Origin of the sequence: Pseudomonas sp. BNK-15 (genome assembly GCF_047456105.1) — a bacterium.
GTDB classification, from domain to species: domain Bacteria; phylum Pseudomonadota; class Gammaproteobacteria; order Pseudomonadales; family Pseudomonadaceae; genus Aquipseudomonas; species Aquipseudomonas putida_E.
This window is the reverse complement of record NZ_CP179898.1, coordinates 5,186,382-5,203,248: the sequence shown is the minus strand read 5'-3', so window position 1 is coordinate 5,203,248 and position 16,867 is coordinate 5,186,382. Positions and strand designations below refer to the sequence as shown.

General features: G+C 59.9%; 15 protein-coding genes. 6 read left to right on the top strand and 9 right to left on the bottom strand.

The window, feature by feature from the left end; all coding sequences use genetic code 11:
- Nucleotides 1-5: 5 nt before the first annotated feature.
- The 6 genes from ACMGF5_RS23800 to ACMGF5_RS23775 form a co-directional block, all read right to left on the bottom strand.
- The gene (locus tag ACMGF5_RS23800; RefSeq protein WP_414157312.1) at nucleotides 6-968 is read right to left on the bottom strand and encodes a 2-oxoglutarate and iron-dependent oxygenase domain-containing protein; all 963 of its coding nucleotides are present in this window, start codon (nucleotides 966-968) and stop codon (nucleotides 6-8) included.
- Between the two features lie 57 nt (nucleotides 969-1,025).
- Entirely contained in the window at nucleotides 1,026-2,135 is a 1,110-nt protein-coding gene (locus ACMGF5_RS23795; RefSeq protein WP_414157311.1) for a BMP family ABC transporter substrate-binding protein, read from the bottom strand.
- A gap of 88 nt (nucleotides 2,136-2,223) precedes the next feature.
- Nucleotides 2,224-3,150 carry an ABC transporter permease gene (locus tag ACMGF5_RS23790; protein ID WP_115274558.1) on the bottom strand — a complete coding sequence of 309 codons (927 nt, stop codon included), beginning with the start codon at nucleotides 3,148-3,150 and terminating at the stop codon, nucleotides 2,224-2,226.
- Nucleotides 3,151-3,208: 58 nt separating this feature from the next.
- Nucleotides 3,209-4,309 (bottom strand): ABC transporter permease, encoded by a 1,101-nt coding sequence (locus ACMGF5_RS23785; RefSeq protein WP_012314840.1) that lies wholly within the window; start codon nucleotides 4,307-4,309, stop codon nucleotides 3,209-3,211.
- Between the two features lie 12 nt (nucleotides 4,310-4,321).
- Nucleotides 4,322-5,863 carry an ABC transporter ATP-binding protein gene (locus ACMGF5_RS23780; protein WP_414157310.1) on the bottom strand — a complete coding sequence of 514 codons (1,542 nt, stop codon included), beginning with the start codon at nucleotides 5,861-5,863 and terminating at the stop codon, nucleotides 4,322-4,324.
- 499 nt (nucleotides 5,864-6,362) lie between these two features.
- Nucleotides 6,363-6,605, bottom strand: a complete 243-nt coding sequence (locus tag ACMGF5_RS23775; RefSeq protein ID WP_046785856.1) for a hypothetical protein — start codon at nucleotides 6,603-6,605, stop codon at nucleotides 6,363-6,365.
- A 609-nt stretch (nucleotides 6,606-7,214) separates the two neighbouring features.
- On the opposite strand from ACMGF5_RS23775, the gene potE reads away from it, so the two are divergent.
- The gene (gene potE, locus ACMGF5_RS23770; RefSeq protein WP_115274561.1) at nucleotides 7,215-8,546 is read left to right on the top strand and encodes a putrescine-ornithine antiporter; all 1,332 of its coding nucleotides are present in this window, start codon (nucleotides 7,215-7,217) and stop codon (nucleotides 8,544-8,546) included.
- Nucleotides 8,543-9,484: a transporter substrate-binding domain-containing protein gene (locus ACMGF5_RS23765; protein WP_414157309.1), complete on the top strand. Its 942-nt coding sequence runs from the start codon at nucleotides 8,543-8,545 to the stop codon at nucleotides 9,482-9,484. Before potE ends, ACMGF5_RS23765 begins: the two co-directional genes overlap by 4 nt.
- On the opposite strand, the gene ACMGF5_RS23760 is transcribed toward ACMGF5_RS23765, so the two are convergent.
- Nucleotides 9,481-10,893: a DUF2252 domain-containing protein gene (locus tag ACMGF5_RS23760; RefSeq protein WP_414157308.1), complete on the bottom strand. Its 1,413-nt coding sequence runs from the start codon at nucleotides 10,891-10,893 to the stop codon at nucleotides 9,481-9,483. The genes ACMGF5_RS23765 and ACMGF5_RS23760 overlap by 4 nt on opposite strands.
- 350 nt (nucleotides 10,894-11,243) lie before the next feature.
- Here ACMGF5_RS23760 and ACMGF5_RS23755 point away from each other — a divergent pair, with 350 nt between their 5' ends.
- Nucleotides 11,244-11,786, top strand: coding sequence for a DUF3237 domain-containing protein (locus ACMGF5_RS23755; RefSeq protein ID WP_012314835.1), 543 nt, complete (start codon nucleotides 11,244-11,246; stop codon nucleotides 11,784-11,786).
- A 205-nt stretch (nucleotides 11,787-11,991) separates the two neighbouring features.
- Here the strand turns inward: ACMGF5_RS23755 and ACMGF5_RS23750 are convergent, their stop codons facing one another.
- Together ACMGF5_RS23750 and ACMGF5_RS23745 are read right to left on the bottom strand one after the other, a co-directional pair.
- Complete coding sequence (locus ACMGF5_RS23750) at nucleotides 11,992-13,626, bottom strand: phosphoethanolamine transferase (RefSeq protein ID WP_012314834.1); 1,635 nt, start codon at nucleotides 13,624-13,626, stop codon at nucleotides 11,992-11,994.
- 261 nt (nucleotides 13,627-13,887) lie between these two features.
- A complete protein-coding gene (locus ACMGF5_RS23745; RefSeq protein WP_012314833.1) occupies nucleotides 13,888-14,571 on the bottom strand; it encodes a response regulator transcription factor in 684 nt (227 codons plus the stop codon).
- Nucleotides 14,572-14,739: 168 nt separating this feature from the next.
- Between ACMGF5_RS23745 and ACMGF5_RS23740 the strand changes: the two genes are divergently transcribed.
- The 3 genes from ACMGF5_RS23740 to ACMGF5_RS23730 all read left to right on the top strand — a co-directional run bounded on the left by ACMGF5_RS23740 (nucleotide 14,740) and on the right by ACMGF5_RS23730 (nucleotide 16,865).
- Nucleotides 14,740-15,501 carry a phosphatase PAP2 family protein gene (locus ACMGF5_RS23740; protein WP_069974011.1) on the top strand — a complete coding sequence of 254 codons (762 nt, stop codon included), beginning with the start codon at nucleotides 14,740-14,742 and terminating at the stop codon, nucleotides 15,499-15,501.
- Between the two features lie 148 nt (nucleotides 15,502-15,649).
- Nucleotides 15,650-16,039, top strand: a complete 390-nt coding sequence (locus tag ACMGF5_RS23735; RefSeq protein ID WP_196996485.1) for a hypothetical protein — start codon at nucleotides 15,650-15,652, stop codon at nucleotides 16,037-16,039.
- Between the two features lie 136 nt (nucleotides 16,040-16,175).
- The gene (locus tag ACMGF5_RS23730) at nucleotides 16,176-16,865 is read left to right on the top strand and encodes a histidine phosphatase family protein (RefSeq protein ID WP_046785860.1); all 690 of its coding nucleotides are present in this window, start codon (nucleotides 16,176-16,178) and stop codon (nucleotides 16,863-16,865) included.
- The last annotated feature ends 2 nt before the right edge of the window (nucleotides 16,866-16,867 follow it).

The following is a 16,867-nucleotide window of genomic DNA, read 5'->3' as shown; positions in this document are numbered from 1 at the left end:
GCAGGCTACGTAGCCTGCTCACGGCGATAGGCATAGGTTTCGGCGAAGCGCGACAGCATGTAGGCACTGCACGATACCGGCGGGTATTTGGGCGGGTTGTCGGGGCTGGAGCAGTTGGGCAGGCAACTGATCATCGTGTCCGGGTGCGGTTCGGCAAAGAACGGCATCGAGTAGCGGTGCGCGCCCTGCGGGCTGACCACCCGGTGGGGCGTTGAGGTGTACCTGTCGTTGCTCCACCGCGCCATCATGTCGCCGATGTTGACCACATAGGTGCCCTCGATCGGTGGCGCATCGATCCATTGGCCATCCACGCTCTGCACCTGCAGGCCGCCGGTGCTGTCCTGGTACAACAAGGTCACGCATCCGTAGTCGGTGTGCGCGCCGGCGCCTTGCTGGTCGGTGCTGGTGGCGGCCTGGTGTGGCGGGTAGTGGATCATGCGAAACACACTGATGGGGTTGGCAAAGCGCTGGTCGAAGAAGTCGTGCTCGATTCCCAACGCCTGCGCCATCGCCCGCAGCAGGGTCAGGGACAAGGCGTGCATGTCCTGGTAATGCGCTTGCAGCAGCGCCTCCCACCCGGCAATGGCGGGATGCCGATTGGGACCGCGCAGCGGTTTTTTCGCGAGCACGTCGGGATGATCCGGGGCCATGTGAAAGCCCATGTCGAAGGTTTCCTTCAGGTCGCTTGGCCGGCTCGGGTCCAGCTGCTCGGTGGCGATGGCGCCGTAGCCGCGATGGTGCTCGCTCTGGGTGATGTCGATGCGCAGCTTTTCTTCGGCCGGGCAGGCGAAGAACTGTTCGGCGGCCGCTTTCAGTGCGCCAATGCGCGTGGCCGGGATGGGGTGCCCCTTGATGTAGTAGAAGCCCCACTGCCGGCAGGCGGCGTCGATCTGCCGGGCTACAGCCAGGCGTGCGGCGGGGTCGTGCTGGTAGAGCGGGCTGATATCGATGATCGGCAGGGTGTTCATGAATGGCTCCGTGAAATGGCGGTGCAAGCGGGAGCGGCTGGCGCTCCCACCCGGCGTTTACTTGGGCAGTTGCGCCGTAATGCCTTTGACGTAGTAGTTCATGCCTGCCAGTTCGGCATTGCTGGCCACGGCACCTGCGGGGATCTTGACTGCGCCAGCCTGGTCCAGGATCGGGCCGGTGAAGGGGTGGAAAGAGCCGTCCTTGATGCTGGCGATGATCTGTTCGGCGCCGCTTTTGACCTCGGCCGGCACCAGGTCGCTGATGGGCAGCTGTACGGTGCCCTCGGCAAGCCCGCCCCAGTAGTCCTGGGGTTTCCAGGTGCCGTCCATGACCGCCTGAGTGCTCTTGATGTAATGCGGCCCCCAATTGTTGACGATGGAGGTCAGCACCGCCTTGGGCCCGAAGTGGGCCATGTCCGAGGCGTAGCCGACGGCGTAGATGCCGCGGCGTTCGGCGGTCTGGATCGGTGCAGGGCTGTCGGTGTGCTGGAACAGCACGTCAACGCCCTGGTCGATCAGGGCGTTGGCGGCATCGGCCTCTTTGCCCGGGTCGAACCAGGAGTTGACCCACACCACCTTGATTTCGGTGCCGGGGTTGTATTTGTCCAGCGCCAGCTGGATGGCATTGATATCGCGCAGCACTTCCGGAATCGGGAAGGAGGCGACATAGCCGATCTTCTTGGTCTTGGTCATCTTCGCGGCCAGGTAGCCGCCAACGTAACGGCCTTCGTAGGATGTGGCCAGGTAAGTACCAAGGTTCTTGTCCTGCTTGTAGCCGGTGGCATGTTCGAAGGTGACCTTCGGGAACTGCTTGGCGACTTTGGCGGTGGGGTTCATGTAGCCGAATGAGGTGGCGAACACCAGGTCGTAGCCGCCCTTGGCCATGTTGCGGATGACCCGCTCGGCATCGGCGCCTTCTGGCACGTTCTCGACGAAGCTGCTGTCGACCTTGTCACCGAACTGCTTGATCAGGGCCTGGCGGCCCTGCTCATGCTGATAGGTCCAGCCATGGTCGCCGATCGGGCCGATATAGACGAAGCCGACTTTCAGCGGGTCGGCGGCGGCGGCGGACAGGGCGGTGCTCAGGCCAATGGCGGCAGCCAGGGCGCGCAGCAGGTATTTGCTTTTATTGTGAGGCTTCAAGGTGTGGCTCCTGTAGGTCTTCATGTTGGCTGTGTAGGGCGCGTTGGTAATGCAAGAAAACAGAACAGAGGGGCATGAATTGCGGTGCACGGTGCGGGCCAGGCGTGAGGCCTCAGCGCCCGGTCTTCCACGGCTGACCCAGTGAAACCGGCGCATACAGGCGGGTTTTGATGGCATCGCGCGACAGCACCACCAGCACCAGGATCGTGGCCACATACGGCAGCATGGCCAGCAGGTTGGCAGGGAAGCTCACGCCGATACCCTGGGCCACCAGGTGCAGGATGCTCGCCAGGCCAAACAGGTAGGCGCCGAGCAGCACACGCAGTACTCGCCAGCTGGCGAACACCACCAGCGCCAGGGCGATCCAGCCGCGACCTGCGGTCATGTTTTCTGCCCACATCGGTGTGTAGGCCAGCGACAGGTAAGCCCCGGCCAGCCCGGCCATGGCTCCGCCGAACAGCACCGCCAAGGTGCGCACGCGCAGCACGGGCAGGCCCATGGCGCTGGCGGCGTCGGGGTTTTCACCGACGGCCTGGAGGATCAGGCCGGTGCGGCTTTTGAGCAGCGTCCAGGCAATCAGCACGAACAGGCCGAAAGACAGGTAAACCAGCACATCCTGGTTGAACAGCATATGGCCGATGACCGGAATGTCCGCCAGCAGTGGTATGGCCACCGGCTCGAAGCCGCTCAAGGGCTTGCCGACCCAGGCGGTGCCGACGAAAGAAGACAGGCCGACACCGAAGATGGTCAGCGCCAGCCCGGTCGCCACCTGGTTGGCCTGGCAACCGAGTGCTACCAGGGCGAACAGTGAAGCCAGCAACATGCCGGCCAGGCACGCCATCAGGACGCCCAGCCAGAGGTTGCCGGTGGCGTAGGCGGCGATGAACCCTACCACCGCACCGAAAAGCATCATGCCTTCCTGGCCGAGGTTGAGTACGCCGCTCTTTTCGCACACCAGTTCGCCCAGGGCGACCAGTAGCAGTGGGGTACCGCAGCGCACCATGGCGTAAAGAATGTTGCCAAGCAGATCGAGATCCATAGTCGAAGCCTCAGCCTGCACGCGTTGAACGGCAGGTAAACGAAAGGGTCATGGGAATTCAGGCACTGGCGGTTTTTGCCAACGGCGCTCGGCGGTGCCCTTTCAGCTTCAGGCGCAGCCGGTAGAGGATCAGCACGTCGCAGGCCAGCAGGTAGAACAGCATCATTCCCTGGAACAGCCCGGTCAGCGATTGCGGCAGGTTCAGGCTCATCTGCGCGTTCTCGCCGCCGAGGTAGAGCAGGGCCATCAACAACCCGGCGACCAGAATGCCAAACGGGTTGAGGCGCCCGAGAAACGCTACGGTGATCGCCGCGTAGCCATAACCTGGGGAAACCTGCGGCACCAATTGGCCGATCGGCCCACTGACTTCGCTGACCCCGGCCAGGCCTGCCAGGCCGCCGCTGATCAGCAGCGCCAGCCAGACCAGGCGCTTTTCACGGAAGCCGACGAAACCGGCAGCGCGCCGGTCCAGGCCGAGTACTTTGATCTGAAAACCGAGGAAGCTCTTGTGCAGCAGCACCCACACCGCCACCAGGGCCATCAGCACGAAGTACAGCCCGACATGCAGTCGGCCATCCTCGAACAGCGCCGGCAGGCGGCTGGCATCGCCGAACATCGCCGACTGCGGGAAGCTGAACCCTTCGGGGTCCTTGAGTGGCCCGTGGACGAAGAACAGCAACAGGTTCAAGGCGATGTAATTGAGCATGATGGTGGTCAGGATTTCGTTGGCATTGAAGTGCGTGCGCAGCCAGGCCGCGAGCGCCCCCCACAGCGCACCGGCCAGCGTGCCGGCGAGCAACACCCAAAGCAGTGCCCAGCGGCTTTCCCAATCGATGAGGTGGATCGCCACGGCACTGCCGGCCAGGGCGCCCATCAGCAACTGCCCTTCGGCGCCGATATTCCAGATCCGCGCCTGGTAGGCCACCGCCAGGCCGAAGGCGCAGAGCAGGATTGGCAGGGCTTTGAGCAGCAGTTCCGAGAGGCCGTAGAGGTCGCTGATGGGTTCGATCAGCAAGGTGTGAAACGTCTGCAAGGGCGCATGCCCCTGGGCGCTGAACAGGATCGCCCCGCTGAGCAGGGTCAGCAGGGCGGCAAGCAGGGGTGACAGCACGAGCATGGCACGGGACTGCTGGGTACGGGGTTCGAGGGATAGCAACATGAATGGCTCTCGTCAGGCGGCGTCTTGCGGGGCATCGAACTGGCCGGCCATCCAGCCGCCGACCTCCACGGTATGGGTCTGTGCGGTGGCCTTGAGCGGCGACAGGCGGCCACTGCACAGCGCGCCGATGCGGTCGCTGATCTGGAACAGCTCTTCCAGGTCTTCGGAGATCACCAGGATTGCCGCACCGGCGTCGCGCAGGGCAATCAGCGCACGGTGAATCGCCGCGGCGGCGCCGACATCCACGCCCCACGTCGGGTGGGCAGCGACCAGCAGCTTGGGGGCCTGGAGGATTTCGCGGCCGAGGATGAACTTCTGCAGGTTGCCCCCGGACAGGCTGCGTGCCGTGGCCCGGGCATCCGGGGCCTTGACCGCGAAGCGCTGGATGATCTGCTCGGCCAGCGCCTGCACCTTGCCCGAGCGGATCAGGCCGCGGTTGACCAGGCCGTGCTGGAAAGCGGTGAGCAGGGCGTTGTCGGCCAGGCTCATGTCCGGCACTGCGCCGTGCCCAAGGCGCTCGGCCGGTACGAATGCCACCCCCAGGGCGCGGCGGGCGTCGGGGTACAGGTGGGCCATCGGCCGGTTGTCGAGGGTGATGCGTTCGCGCTCGCCAGCGGGCAGGCGTGTTTCACCACTGAGCAGGGCCAGCAGTTCGTCCTGGCCGTTGCCGGCGACCCCCGCGATGCCGACGATCTCGCCGCTGCGCACTTCCAGGCGCAGGTGTTCGAAGGACGTGCCGAACGGGTCCTTGTTGCGCCAGGTCAGGTCGTCCACGCGCAGGCGTGGCAAGCCGCCGGCGCTTTTCGGGTAACTTGCCTCCAGCCCTTCGGCATCGCCGACCATCATCCGCGCCAGCTGCAGGTCGCTGCATTGCGCCGGGCTGCAAGCGCCGGAGACGCGGCCGCCGCGCAACACCGTGGCACCGTGGCACAGGGCACGCACTTCGTTGAGCTTGTGGCTGATGAACAGGATGCTGCAGCCCTCTGCGGCGAGTGCGCGCAAGGTGACGAACAGTTCGTCGACCTCTTGCGGGGTAAGCACCGAGGTCGGCTCATCGAGGATCAGCAGCTTGATCGGCTGCATCAGGCAGCGCACGATTTCCACCCGCTGGCGTTCACCGATCGACAGGCTGTGCACCAGGCGCTCCGGTTCCAGGCCCATGCCGTAGCGTTGGGACACTTCGCGGATGCGTGGTGCCAGCTGCTTTGGCGTTCCGGCATCGCGGCCAAGAGCCAGGGCAATGTTTTGCGCGACACTCAGGGTTTCGAACAGGGAAAAGTGCTGGAACACCATGCCGATGCCCAGCGCGCGGGCACGGGCGGGGTCGCGCACGTGCACGGGCTGGCCTTCCCACAACACCTGGCCGGCATCCGGCGCGGTGACGCCGTAGATGATCTTCATCAGGGTGCTCTTGCCCGCGCCGTTCTCGCCGAGCAGGGCGTGGATTTCACCGGGAGCGATGCGCAGGTCGATGCGGTCGTTGGCCAAGGTGCCCGGGTATCGCTTGGTAATGGCACGCAGCTCAAGGCGCAGTTGCGAGGGGGATCTGGACATGGGACTGCTCGGGGTCAGGGTGATGAGCAGTTGCACAGCAAAAACATGGCCAATTGGTCAGATTATTGTTCAAGGGCTTGTGTTAGAGGGGCTGCAGGCCGAGAGCGGGGCACGCTTGGTGAACGTTGCGGCAGCGGCGTGTGTGGTTTTGGGGCGCCAAGGTGCCAAGTTGGGGCGCTGTGTTCAGCGTGGTCGCCATGTTCGGCCGGCTACGACACGGGCGTCACTGCTGGAGCGCAGTGCGGCCCTTCGCGGGCAAGCCCACAGGTACCGTGCTGGTCCCTTAGGCGTGGTTGGTTTCACGTTTTCAGCATGCGCACTACGGCAGTCATTGTTTGAACTCCCCGAAATTCTGGATGCCTGGGCTGGCCCTATCGCCGGCAAGCCCGGCTCCCACAGGTTTCACCGGGCGCCTAAGGGTCGTCTACAACCTCAGGGGCGGTGCTGTGCGAGGAAGCTAGCCGGGGAAAGAGCCAGGCCAGGCAGATCATGATGAGGACTAATGCAGCGTCTGCGGGTCGGCTGGTTTCTGTATTTGTGCCAGAGCTGACTCGAGCAATTTGCGCAGGGCATCAAGCTCGTGCATCGAGGTCATGATCATCAAGGACACGGGTGCTTTGGGCTGCATCAACATCGCCTGTTGGGCAACGACCTCGGCGCAGAGCGCGTAGTCGGCAGCCATCATCAGCGTGTTTTCGAGGGAGTGAAGGGTGTGCGGGGGATCGGGGACTATCTTCAACATGCTTTGGTATCCATTTTCAGGGCCGCCTGCTACCTGCTGTCAAACAGTTAGGTGGCAGCTGTGCATAGGTTGACAGACCGGCGGATACCAGAACCGGCGCACGCGAACGTGCCCCATACACAGCCGCCATTAAAGGCAAAGCTCTGCAAAGTTTCTCGTCGCGGCCTGTCAAAGCCGGTCGTTGATGTGCAACGACCCACCGAGCCTAAAACTCAGAAATAACGACCGCAACGAAAAACAGGCGTAGCGAGTATCTTTGGGAAATGGACTACAAGAAAGGGGATAAATCTGATTCTTTTTGCGGTCGGGCGTGACTGCTTGTAATGCCGGCCGGCGTCCTGCATGTCTCGTCATCCTGCATCCGCTCGATAACCAGCCTTTCCAATAATCCGTGAATAACCATTGCCTAAGATCAGCGCCGACGCTCCTTCGCACTATTCTTGACATTTGATAACCACTGCAGCCGACGCATTGCTAGTGTGGTTGCACAAGCTCTGTGTGATGGGCAATACCCTGTATCAGGCTCTGGCCCTCCTGGGTCGGGCTGGGGAGCAGTCGCACCGTCAGAAACGCTATCGAAGCCGGCTTGTTTTCTCGGAGGTCATTCCTGTGCGCGATCCAGCAAAGAAAATGGGTTTGGTCGGGCTGACCACTTTGGTCACCGTCAACATGATGGGCTCAGGTATCATCATGCTGCCCGCCAGCATGGCGCAGATCGGTGCTGTGTCGCTGCTATCGTGGGTCGTGACGGCTGTGGGTTCGATGGCCATCGCCTACTGTTTCGCGCAATGCGGCATCTATTGCACGCGCTCGGGCGGAATGTCGGCCTACAGCGAAGAGGCCCATGGCAAGTCCGCATTCTTCCTCTGCTCCTACCTGTATTTCCTCTCGCTGATGATCGGCAACGTCGCCATTGGTATTTCCGCGGTGGGTTATCTGACGCCTTTCCTGCCCTGGCTTGGTACAGGGCCAGGCCCGCTGGTGGCAGGGACGGTGATGCTGATCTGGTTCAGCACCCTGGCCAATGTCGGCGGTGCGAACATAACCGGCAAGCTAGGCGCGATCAGTGTCTGGGGCGTCATCATTCCTGTGGCCGGCCTGAGTTTCGTGGGTTGGTACTGGTTCAACCCGCAGACGTTTACCGATGCCTGGAACCCCGACAGCATACCGGTGAGCCAGGCGATCACCGGCAGTATCCCCCTGACGCTGTGGGCCTTTCTGGGCATGGAGTCGGCCGCGCAAAATTCGGATGCGGTGGAGAACCCCAAGCGCAATGTGCCGCTTGCATGCCTGTTCGGCACACTGGGCGCAGCGGTGATCTATATCCTGTCGACCACCGTCATCCAGGGGATCGTGCCAAACCCCGAACTTGCGAATTCCAGCGCACCCTTTGCACTGGTCTATGCGCGCATGTTCAATGACACGGTCGGTAACGTGATCATGGGGTTGGCAGTCATCGCCTGTGTCGGTTCATTGCTGGGGTGGCAGTTCACCCTGGCCGAAACGGCCAAGGTTACCGCCGAGCAAGGGCTGTTTCCCACGTTGTTCACCCGCGTTACTGCCAGGGGCGCGCCACTGGCGGGCATGCTGACCTGCGCGGTCTTGCAGAGCCTGATTGCGTTGTCGACCATTTCGCCCAATGCCAGCGCCCAGTTCAGCAAGCTGGTCAACCTGGCGGCAGTGACCAACATCATTCCCTACATCACCTCCCTGACCGGGTTGCTGGTGATCATGTACAAGGCCCAGGTGGATATAAAGATCTTCCGCCGTAACAGCGCAATCATGCTGGTTGCGGTGTGCTATTGCTTCTATGCGCTCTATGCCTCGGGCCTGGAAGCGGTGTTTGGCGCTGCGCTGATCATGGCGCTGGGTTACCTGCTGTTCGGCTTCATCGCCAAACGTTTCGTCAAGGTGCTGGACTTGATTGGAGGTGCGCCATGATGCGCAGGTCGAAATGGGTTGCCCTGTGCCTGGCCCTCTCGGTGCCGTTTGCGGCGGTGTGCAGCGCTGAAGCAGTGACCGACAAGCTGAGCCGGCTGCGCGACAGTCCGGTCCTCAATCTGGGGTTCATCGCAGACCTTGCCCCGTTTTCTTCAGGCAGTACCCAGTCACCTCAAGGGTATGGCATCGAATTGTGTCAGGCAGTGGCTCAACACCTCCGCCAGTCACCTGGCCTTGCCGACTTGCAAGTGCATTGGCATGTGGTGCCGCAGGAGCAAGCCGTCCGCGCCTTGAGCGAGGGAACGGTTGATCTGCTGTGCACGCCGATGGTGGAAACGATCAAAAGACGGGAAACCCTGAATTTTTCCATACCGGTATTCACCACCGGCCTTGCGGTGCTGGTGCGGCGTGATGCACCGGCCAGCCTTCTGGAGCCACTGCGCGGTAAGCCTGTCGATACCGGCCCCAGGTGGCGCGCAACCCTCAATGCGGGGTTGAGCAAGCACAGTTTTGCAGTGCTGCGCGGCACGCTGAGCAGTCAGTGGGCGCGGGAGCGTATTCGCAAGCTTGGCCTGCAGTCCAGGCTTGAAGAGGTGTCCAGTTACCAGGAGGGTGTGCGCCGGGTGGTCGAGCGCAAGGTCGATGCGTTTTTTGGCGAGAGGATGATTTTGCTTTCCCTGCAGAGCCAGCAGCCTGAGCGCGACCGGTTATGGATCCCGGATCACCTGTTTGTCACGAGCCGTGTCGCACTGGCCATGGCCCGTGGCGATGATGGTTTTCGCCTGTTGGTCGATACCGCGCTGAGTCAGGCGCTGTCCGGCCCCGATGGGGAAGCCTTGTTCGTACGCTACCTGGGGGTACAAACAGCGCAGGACAAACTGTTGCAGAGCCTTTACGTGTTGCCGGATGACCGTGAACGGCTGGCGCCGCAACATTAGTCTTCGCGCAGTGCCTTGATTCTTCCTTTTTTCTCAGCGCTGATCAGTGCCGCGTAGTCCTTCGCATTCTGCTCGGCGTAGGCGAGTGAAAAATCGCCTATGGCCTGATCAAAGGTGTTCGATTTACCCAGATAGCCACTGATCAAGGCGGCGTCACCTGATTTTGCATGCGCGCGCGCCAAGGTAATGCCGCATACCTCGGCGTACATCATCATCTGTTCGAGTGATGCACCTTCTACAGGTAGTGACATTTTCATGTCGCGCAATTGCCGGACAAAAAACTGCCGGCCCTTGGCGCTCTCGGTCCATCCGAGAAAAATGTCACTGGCAGATTGCATAAGCCGTTGGCCCGTGACCACCCGTTGGCCCTGGTTTACAAATTCGCTCTTGCCCGCATAGGGTTCAAGCACAGAAGGACAAGCCTGTTTGAATTGCAGGAGCAATGGGTTGTTTTGCGCTGAAAAGAACAAACCGACGAAGCAATAGGTGCCGACGCTGCCGATACCCACTGCCTTCATGGCAAAGTCTTCCAGGCGATAACGGTCATACAGGACCCGGCGTTCAGGCAGCAGAGAAGTACGATAATCCTCCAGCGCAAGGTGCACCCGGTTGATGAAGTCGGCTTCATCGACATGAAAAAGAATCGGCGGCTGATCGACCAGGCGTCGCCGGCCGCCCACTTCGTCACTGATTTGTGGGTACAGGTAGTCGCCGATGCGAGTCCTGGCCTTGGCCATCAACTGTTCACGTGCTTTACGGTATTTGAGACTAGGGGCCATATCGATGAGCGTTTGTGCATCGAGGCGGTCGTACCAGATTTCCAGCGGGCTCATCGTCGTCAATTCGCGCATGCGTTCCCGGTAGGCGCGAACGCATTCCATAGCCAGACGCCTGGCATCTTCATCGATGAGGCGGTTATCGCGGGCGGCTACGGCAAAACTGGTTGCCAGACGCTTTATATCCCACTCCCAAGGGGCGGGTAACGTTTCGTCAAAATCATTGATGTCGAAGATCAGGTTACGTTCGGGGGTGGCGAACAATCCAAAATTCAGCAGGTGGCAATCACCGCAGGCCTGAACGCGAATACCTGTGTGGGGAAGTGTCGCGAGGTCGCGTGCCATCAAGCCGGCTGAGCCCCTGAGAAAAGTGAACGGGCTACGCAACATGCGCCCATAGCGCACGGGCACCAAGGCCGGATGCCGGCTGCGGTTGGACTGTTCGAGAATGTCGACAGGGTCGCGATGCTTGTGCGTCGGTTTCCAGAATGCATGGGACGAGCGCGGCACCGTTTCGCGCAGTTTCTTTCCTGCGTCCAGGCGCTCTGTTCGTGACGCGAAGCGCTTGTGTTCCCGAAGGCCGGGCTCATCTGCTTGCAGGTGCGAGCTGGCCTGTTTCCTGATCTCGGGCATGTGAGCACCTTTGGTGATCAAAGGCAGAAGGGCAGGGCCTTGATTCTAGCGCCAAGACACTGTTCACAGCTCATTCAAGCGTAGCATGTGCTGCGTCCAAGCCTGCACCGGGTGACCAGATCGCCCTTCGGCGCTCATCCCAGGGTGCTCAAGATTTTGCGGCAAGCACCCAGAGGAACCTTGACAGATCATTGGTTAACAAAAATAATCATTAACAATATTATCCATTAACAATAACAAAGGATATCTGCACTCATGAAAGCGCCTATAGCACGCCCCCCAGCAAACCGGGTCGCATCACCAGGCCCGCACCCGACAAATCCCGATGCCCGGTCAGTGCAGGAGGCAGCATGATGAACCTTCGCAGAGGATTGCTTGGGCTGCTGCTTGGCGTTTGCACGGGCCTTGCCCAGGCTGCCAGTTACGCTCCGCCCCCGCTCAAGCTCGAACCCCTGGCGCGCTTTACGGTGGACCTTGTCGCGCCGGTGTGGGAGCTGGGCGAAACCAGCGCGCAGGGCAAGCGGCGTATCATCCCGATCACAGGCGGCCGTTTCGAGGGGGCCAGGCTCAAGGGCACCATCCTCAATAACGGCGCGGACTGGCAGATTGTCAGCCCCGAGGGTGTGGCGATCATCGACACCCGCTACCTGCTGCAGACCGACGATGGTGCACTGATCTACCTGCGTACCGAAGGCTACCGTTACGGGCCGGCTGCGGTCATGAAGAGGGTGGCCGCGGGCGAAGACGTCGATCCCAGCCTGTACCAGTTCCGCATCACCCTGCGTTTCGAGACATCCGCGCCCCAATACGCATGGCTCAATCGTACGGTCGGCGTGGGTAGCGCAATGCGCTTGGGCAATGCAGTGGTCTACGACGCGTTCGAGGTGAAATAGTTATCTATAAAACTATGCTCTTCTGAACACTGTGCGTCGCTGAATCAAGGCGGAGAAAGCCTGCGTGACCGAAATGGCGAAGCAAACCGGTCTGCCCGCCAGCTAACTAAGGCGCACAGCCTATGGCTTGGACTCGCGCCAACCCAAGCTTTACGCAGAATAGGGTAGACATCTCGCAAGGTTGTGCTGCTACTTTCATTTCTGCTTAGCCCACTGGCATTGGGGTCCGGCAGCTTGTGAAAAGATCCAGGGATGACTCGTAGACCAGCGTGTTCACCTTCAGCAGCCCCAGCACGGAATGGAACAGGTTGTCTTGGCTGAGCGCAGCATCGCGCTTGGCCTGCAGGCAGCGGCCGTCGAGCTGTAACGCGCGTTGATAGCCCTCGGAGAACCAGGTGATCATCGGCACATGCTTCTGCTCCTCTGGTGCAAACAGATAGGGCGTTCCGTGAAGATAAATGTTGTATTCCCCAAGCGACTCGCCGTGGTCGGCCAGATAGATCATGGCGCTGTCTACCTTGTCCCCGTTGCGACGTAGCACGTCGATCAGGGTAGCCAGCACATGATCGGTGTAGGCGATGGTGTTGTCGTAGGCGTTGACAATGCTTTCCCGGCTGCATGTTTCAAGCGCATTGCTGTGGCATACCGGCGTGAATCGTTCGAACGCGCCAGGATAGCGCTTGAAATACTCAGGGCCGTGGCTGCCCATCTGATGCAGGACCAGAACGGTGTCCTTGTCGAGATGATCGATCAGTGGCTGCAGTCCTTGCAGCAGGATCTCGTCCCGGCATTCGTGGTCGGCGCACAGCAGTGAATCTTTGTTCTTGCTGACGTCTTGCCGCATGACGCGATCGCAGGTGCCCTTGCAGCCAGACTGGTTATCGCGCCATATAACCGCCAGGCCCGCACGCTTGAGCACGTCGAGCAGACCCTCCTGGTTTTTTGCCCGGGCCACGTCATAGTGCTTGCGGCCCATGTTGGAAAACATGCAGGGGACAGAAACTGCGGTTTCCGTGCCACATGAAGTGACATGGCTGAATGCGACCAGGCCGTCTTCCTTGTTCAACTCGGGAGTTGTATCCCGTGGATAGCCGAGGATGCCGAAGTTTGCCGCCCGCGCGCTCTCGCCCACGACGAGCACAGTAAGGGACTTGCGCGAGTGGCGCGCCCAACTGCCATCGAGTCGTGCGTCCTGCGCAATCGGCATGAAGGGTTGCTGCGCCGTCTTGAGTTCTTCGCGTGCATAGCTGATCGAAGCACCGATGACATTGCTCGGCACGATCATGAGGCGCAACTCGTGATGGTTGCGAAACAATGAAGACAAGCCCTTGTAGTTGAGGAGGCTGACGCCACCGATCAGCGATACGCAGAGCAGCACTGTCAGGCCTTTACCAACCAGCTCCTGAGGCCATGGACGGTAATGGATGGGCGTTTTCCAAAGGATGTAGCCAGGCAGCACGCCCAGCGCCAGCAGGTAGCCCAGCAAGGTTGTCGACAGCAGGGCCTGGACTTCGCTGGTATCGGTTTGCGCGACATTGCGGATCATGCCGACATCGATCAGTACGCCATATTGGTTCATGAAGTAGGCTGCACCCGCACTGATGATGAAGAGCAGTATGAGTGTCGGTTTCAATGTGCGACCGAACGTGAATAGTGTAATAAGCAGGTTGAATGCGCACGCTATCAACAGAGCGAAAGCGAACCGCATCATCATGCCCGATCCATTTGGCTCCGTAATGGAAACCAAATGCACCCAGAGCGGTGCATTGAATCCCATTAACAGAAAGACACTGGCAAGCATTGTTACCAAGGCAGGACGCACTGCTTTTATCTTGAACATAAAACCCTACGCAATCAAAACCGGGGCATCAACGCAGACTTGCGTTGGGGGCATGGGCGCGCAAGTTAGGGCATGTTCCGTGGCGTTTTTGTGAAAACGTCAGTGAAAAGATGTCTGTTCAAATGGCTACGGTACCAGGCCAAGCTCAAGGTCGACGGTGCTTGGTCGATGCTTAGGCGACATCACATTTTTTTCACAAGTTGATAACCTCAAGACCACGCTGAGCGACTTAGGATCCGTAGCGGCAACCTCGCTGAATGTTCAAGGGTCCGGACTGCAGATCTTGTAGCCATCACCGCGCACGGTATGCAGCAGTTTTTTAGCGAACGGCTTGTCCACGGCCTGCCTGATTTGATGGATATGGTTGCGGATACTGTCGCCTTTCCTATTGTGCCAGGTCGATCCCCAGAGCAACTCTTCAAGTGTCTTACGCTTGACGATGGCGGGGCTACTTCGCATCAGCAGTTCGAGTATCTTCAGATTGGCGGAACTGAGATTGACCAGCGTGTTCCCTCTATGGACTTCCAGCGTGTCCAGATCGAGTTCGAGATCAAGCAAGTGAAGCTTGCGGCCGTTATGTCCGGTACGCCGGTAAAGGATGGCTTCGAGCCGGGCAAGTATCTCGGCCATGGCGAAAGGCTTCACCACGTAGTCGTCGGCCCCTGCTTTGAAACCCATCAGCCGATCATCCAACTCATCTCGCGCGGTGAGCATGATGATGGCGGCCGGCGACTTGGAGCGCATGCGTAAAAGGTGGCAGATCTCGTTACCATCAATGCCAGGTAGCATTATATCGAGGATGATCGCGTCAAAGCATCCGGTCTCGGCCAGGTGCAAACCGGTCAGGCCATCACGTGCGCCCTCGACGGCGTGCCCCCTGAGTTCGAAAAAATCAACAAGGTTGTCATGGATGTCACAATTGTCTTCAACGATCAGCAGTTTCATTCGAGCGCTTTCCTAAAGGCCATGGCTAGCATTGTCAGGTGGGCTGGCCCAACAACGGGCTTGCATTTGATGTTCCTGGCAGTCGCTGGTGTGTCGACAAAATGTTAAGTATTCGTGAAAAGCCACGGCTTGTTAGTGAGAAGGCGTCACGGTTCTGGAATTGATTACATGAAAAGATTCTCATTACATGCAGTGCCTGTATCCCGCCCTTTTAACTTTAGACTTGCAGTCGGACTGCCGATTTTGGCCATGATGGCGATGCTTGCTTCCAACGTAACTACCATCGATTTCTATTTTGCGCGGATGTCCTATATTCCCGGTTTCGGGTTCTATGGCCGGCACAGTTACTGGCTGGAAACCGTGCTGCATGAACGTGTCAAACAGGTCGTCATCCTGTTTGCCCTGGTATTGATCGCCGGCCTGGTGGCCAGCTTGGTGAACCCGAAATTTCGGCTGTGGCAAAGACCGTTGGGCTACGCCGTTCTGACGATCGGGCTGTGCACCAGTATCGTGACGCCGCTCAAGGCACTGACCGAAGTGCAATGCCCGTGGAGCTTGCAGGCGTTTGGTGGCAGCGAACCTTATGTTCCCCTGCTAGCAGACCGCGTGGACTCGCCCAAGCCGGGCCGATGCTGGCCGGGCGGGCATGCCTCCACTGGATTTGGCCTCCTGGCCCTGTATTTCGCGTTGCGCGACCGCCATCCACGGGCCGGCCGGGTGGTTCTTGCCCTGGCCTTGGGACTTGGGACGCTGCTATCGGTGGGCAGGATGCTGCAAGGCGCGCACTTTCTTTCTCACAATGTCTGGACCCTGTTGATCGACTGGCTGATAGCGGTGTTGTGCTACCGATGGCTGCTCTATCGGCCGAGCGCTGATGGCATCGAAGAAACACCAGTGCGAGGAGGCGACGAGGTGCGCAGTGTGGAATGATCCCGCTCGGTTCGACGCAGACTTTTTTCACATCCGCTTCACCGCGCCCCAATCTGTCCGCACTTACAGTTCGAGCAATCGAGAAGTGCCAGCTTGAACGCGTTATCGGCACGCCAATCAGAAATCTCGCGGCATTCAGGGGCATTAGATGAGTATTTTGCGGTATTGGCAGCACACTGCCTGTATGGGGGCAGCTGTCTGTTTCGCGCTTGCGTTGCTGAGCGGATGTCAGAGCACCAGTCAGCGCCTACTGGCTGAAGGTTATCCCGCGCCCTTTGTCAGCGGCTTCGATGATGGGTGTGCAAGCGGTCGACAAGCGGCCGGAGCACTGGGTGAATTCCGAAAAAAGGTCAGCACCTACCTCCAAGACCCGCAATACGCTACGGGTTGGGACGATGGCTTTCGCCAGTGCCAGGCCAGTGCTGCCAGCGACATAGAGCGAAACTTGAAACTCGATAGCCAGGCGGATCGCGAATGGAGACATGAAAAGGCCCAAGCATGGGGCAGCACATTGAGAAAGTCGTCGAAAAAACCATGAACCGCCGCGCCCCTCCTTTCAGGTTTTTTTCACATGGGCTTCACTGTCGTGCCATGCATGCCTCCCTACAGTGCCGCGACTCATAGGGGCACGCGCCTGGTTGCTGCCTGCCTCGTCTACTTTTCGGAGCGACACCATGCAGCAAGGCATCATGCAGCGTCACGCTGTTCCTCAGCGTTCACAAGAACGCCGATTTCACGCAAGCAATCTGAAGAAAGCTGCGATAGGCGCTCTTATTGCGCTTGCTGCCGTTTCCACATGGTATGCCTCTCAAGCGCAGGTATTAGATGTAAGTAGTGCGAAGGAGATGCACGATAGCGGGATCTACACACAATGGGCCAAGGGCGAGGTGATGGTGCTGATCCGTCACGCCGAGCGCTGTGACCGCTCGCATAACGCCTGCCTGGATGACCCGGCGGGCATCACTGTCGCCGGTAGCCAGATGGCCACCGATGTCGGCAAGGGGCTTGCACGGCTTGGCCTGGAGAATGCCGAACTCCTGAGCAGCCCGAAAGTTCGCACTCAGCAGACGGCCCACTTCATCTTCGGCGGGCCGATTCTCACACAAGACTGGCTGAGCCAATGCAACAAGGGCTTCGCCGACGCCGCGCTTAGCCATAAGAACAGCGGGCGCAACCTGGTATTGATTACCCACAGCGGTTGCATCGACCAGCTGGAGCGGCACTTTAAAGTGGCTGGGGGAGAACGCTCCAGCGCTTACGCCAGCGCGCTGTTTATCTCTGTGGCCGATAAGGGCAAAGCACGCATTCTTGGACAGATGAACGCCAGTGTCTGGAACCACCTTGTTTCCAGCACAGGACTGTAAGC

Excerpts from the sequence above, each read along its gene's own strand:
- ACMGF5_RS23730 (WP_046785860.1), top strand. The coding sequence starts at position 16,176 with ATGCAGCAAGGCATCATGCAGCGTCACGCTGTTCCTCAGCGTTCACAA.
- ACMGF5_RS23765 (WP_414157309.1), top strand. The coding sequence starts at position 8,543 with ATGATGCGCAGGTCGAAATGGGTTGCCCTGTGCCTGGCCCTCTCGGTG.
- ACMGF5_RS23785 (WP_012314840.1), bottom strand. The coding sequence starts at position 4,309 with ATGTTGCTATCCCTCGAACCCCGTACCCAGCAGTCCCGTGCCATGCTC.
- ACMGF5_RS23755 (WP_012314835.1), top strand. The coding sequence starts at position 11,244 with ATGATGAACCTTCGCAGAGGATTGCTTGGGCTGCTGCTTGGCGTTTGC.
- ACMGF5_RS23800 (WP_414157312.1), bottom strand. The coding sequence starts at position 968 with ATGAACACCCTGCCGATCATCGATATCAGCCCGCTCTACCAGCACGAC.
- ACMGF5_RS23745 (WP_012314833.1), bottom strand. The coding sequence starts at position 14,571 with ATGAAACTGCTGATCGTTGAAGACAATTGTGACATCCATGACAACCTT.
- ACMGF5_RS23750 (WP_012314834.1), bottom strand. The coding sequence starts at position 13,626 with ATGTTCAAGATAAAAGCAGTGCGTCCTGCCTTGGTAACAATGCTTGCC.
- ACMGF5_RS23735 (WP_196996485.1), top strand. The coding sequence starts at position 15,650 with ATGAGTATTTTGCGGTATTGGCAGCACACTGCCTGTATGGGGGCAGCT.
- ACMGF5_RS23790 (WP_115274558.1), bottom strand. The coding sequence starts at position 3,150 with ATGGATCTCGATCTGCTTGGCAACATTCTTTACGCCATGGTGCGCTGC.
- ACMGF5_RS23780 (WP_414157310.1), bottom strand. The coding sequence starts at position 5,863 with ATGTCCAGATCCCCCTCGCAACTGCGCCTTGAGCTGCGTGCCATTACC.
- ACMGF5_RS23740 (WP_069974011.1), top strand. The coding sequence starts at position 14,740 with ATGAAAAGATTCTCATTACATGCAGTGCCTGTATCCCGCCCTTTTAAC.
- ACMGF5_RS23760 (WP_414157308.1), bottom strand. The coding sequence starts at position 10,893 with ATGCCCGAGATCAGGAAACAGGCCAGCTCGCACCTGCAAGCAGATGAG.
- ACMGF5_RS23795 (WP_414157311.1), bottom strand. The coding sequence starts at position 2,135 with ATGAAGACCTACAGGAGCCACACCTTGAAGCCTCACAATAAAAGCAAA.
- ACMGF5_RS23775 (WP_046785856.1), bottom strand. The coding sequence starts at position 6,605 with ATGTTGAAGATAGTCCCCGATCCCCCGCACACCCTTCACTCCCTCGAA.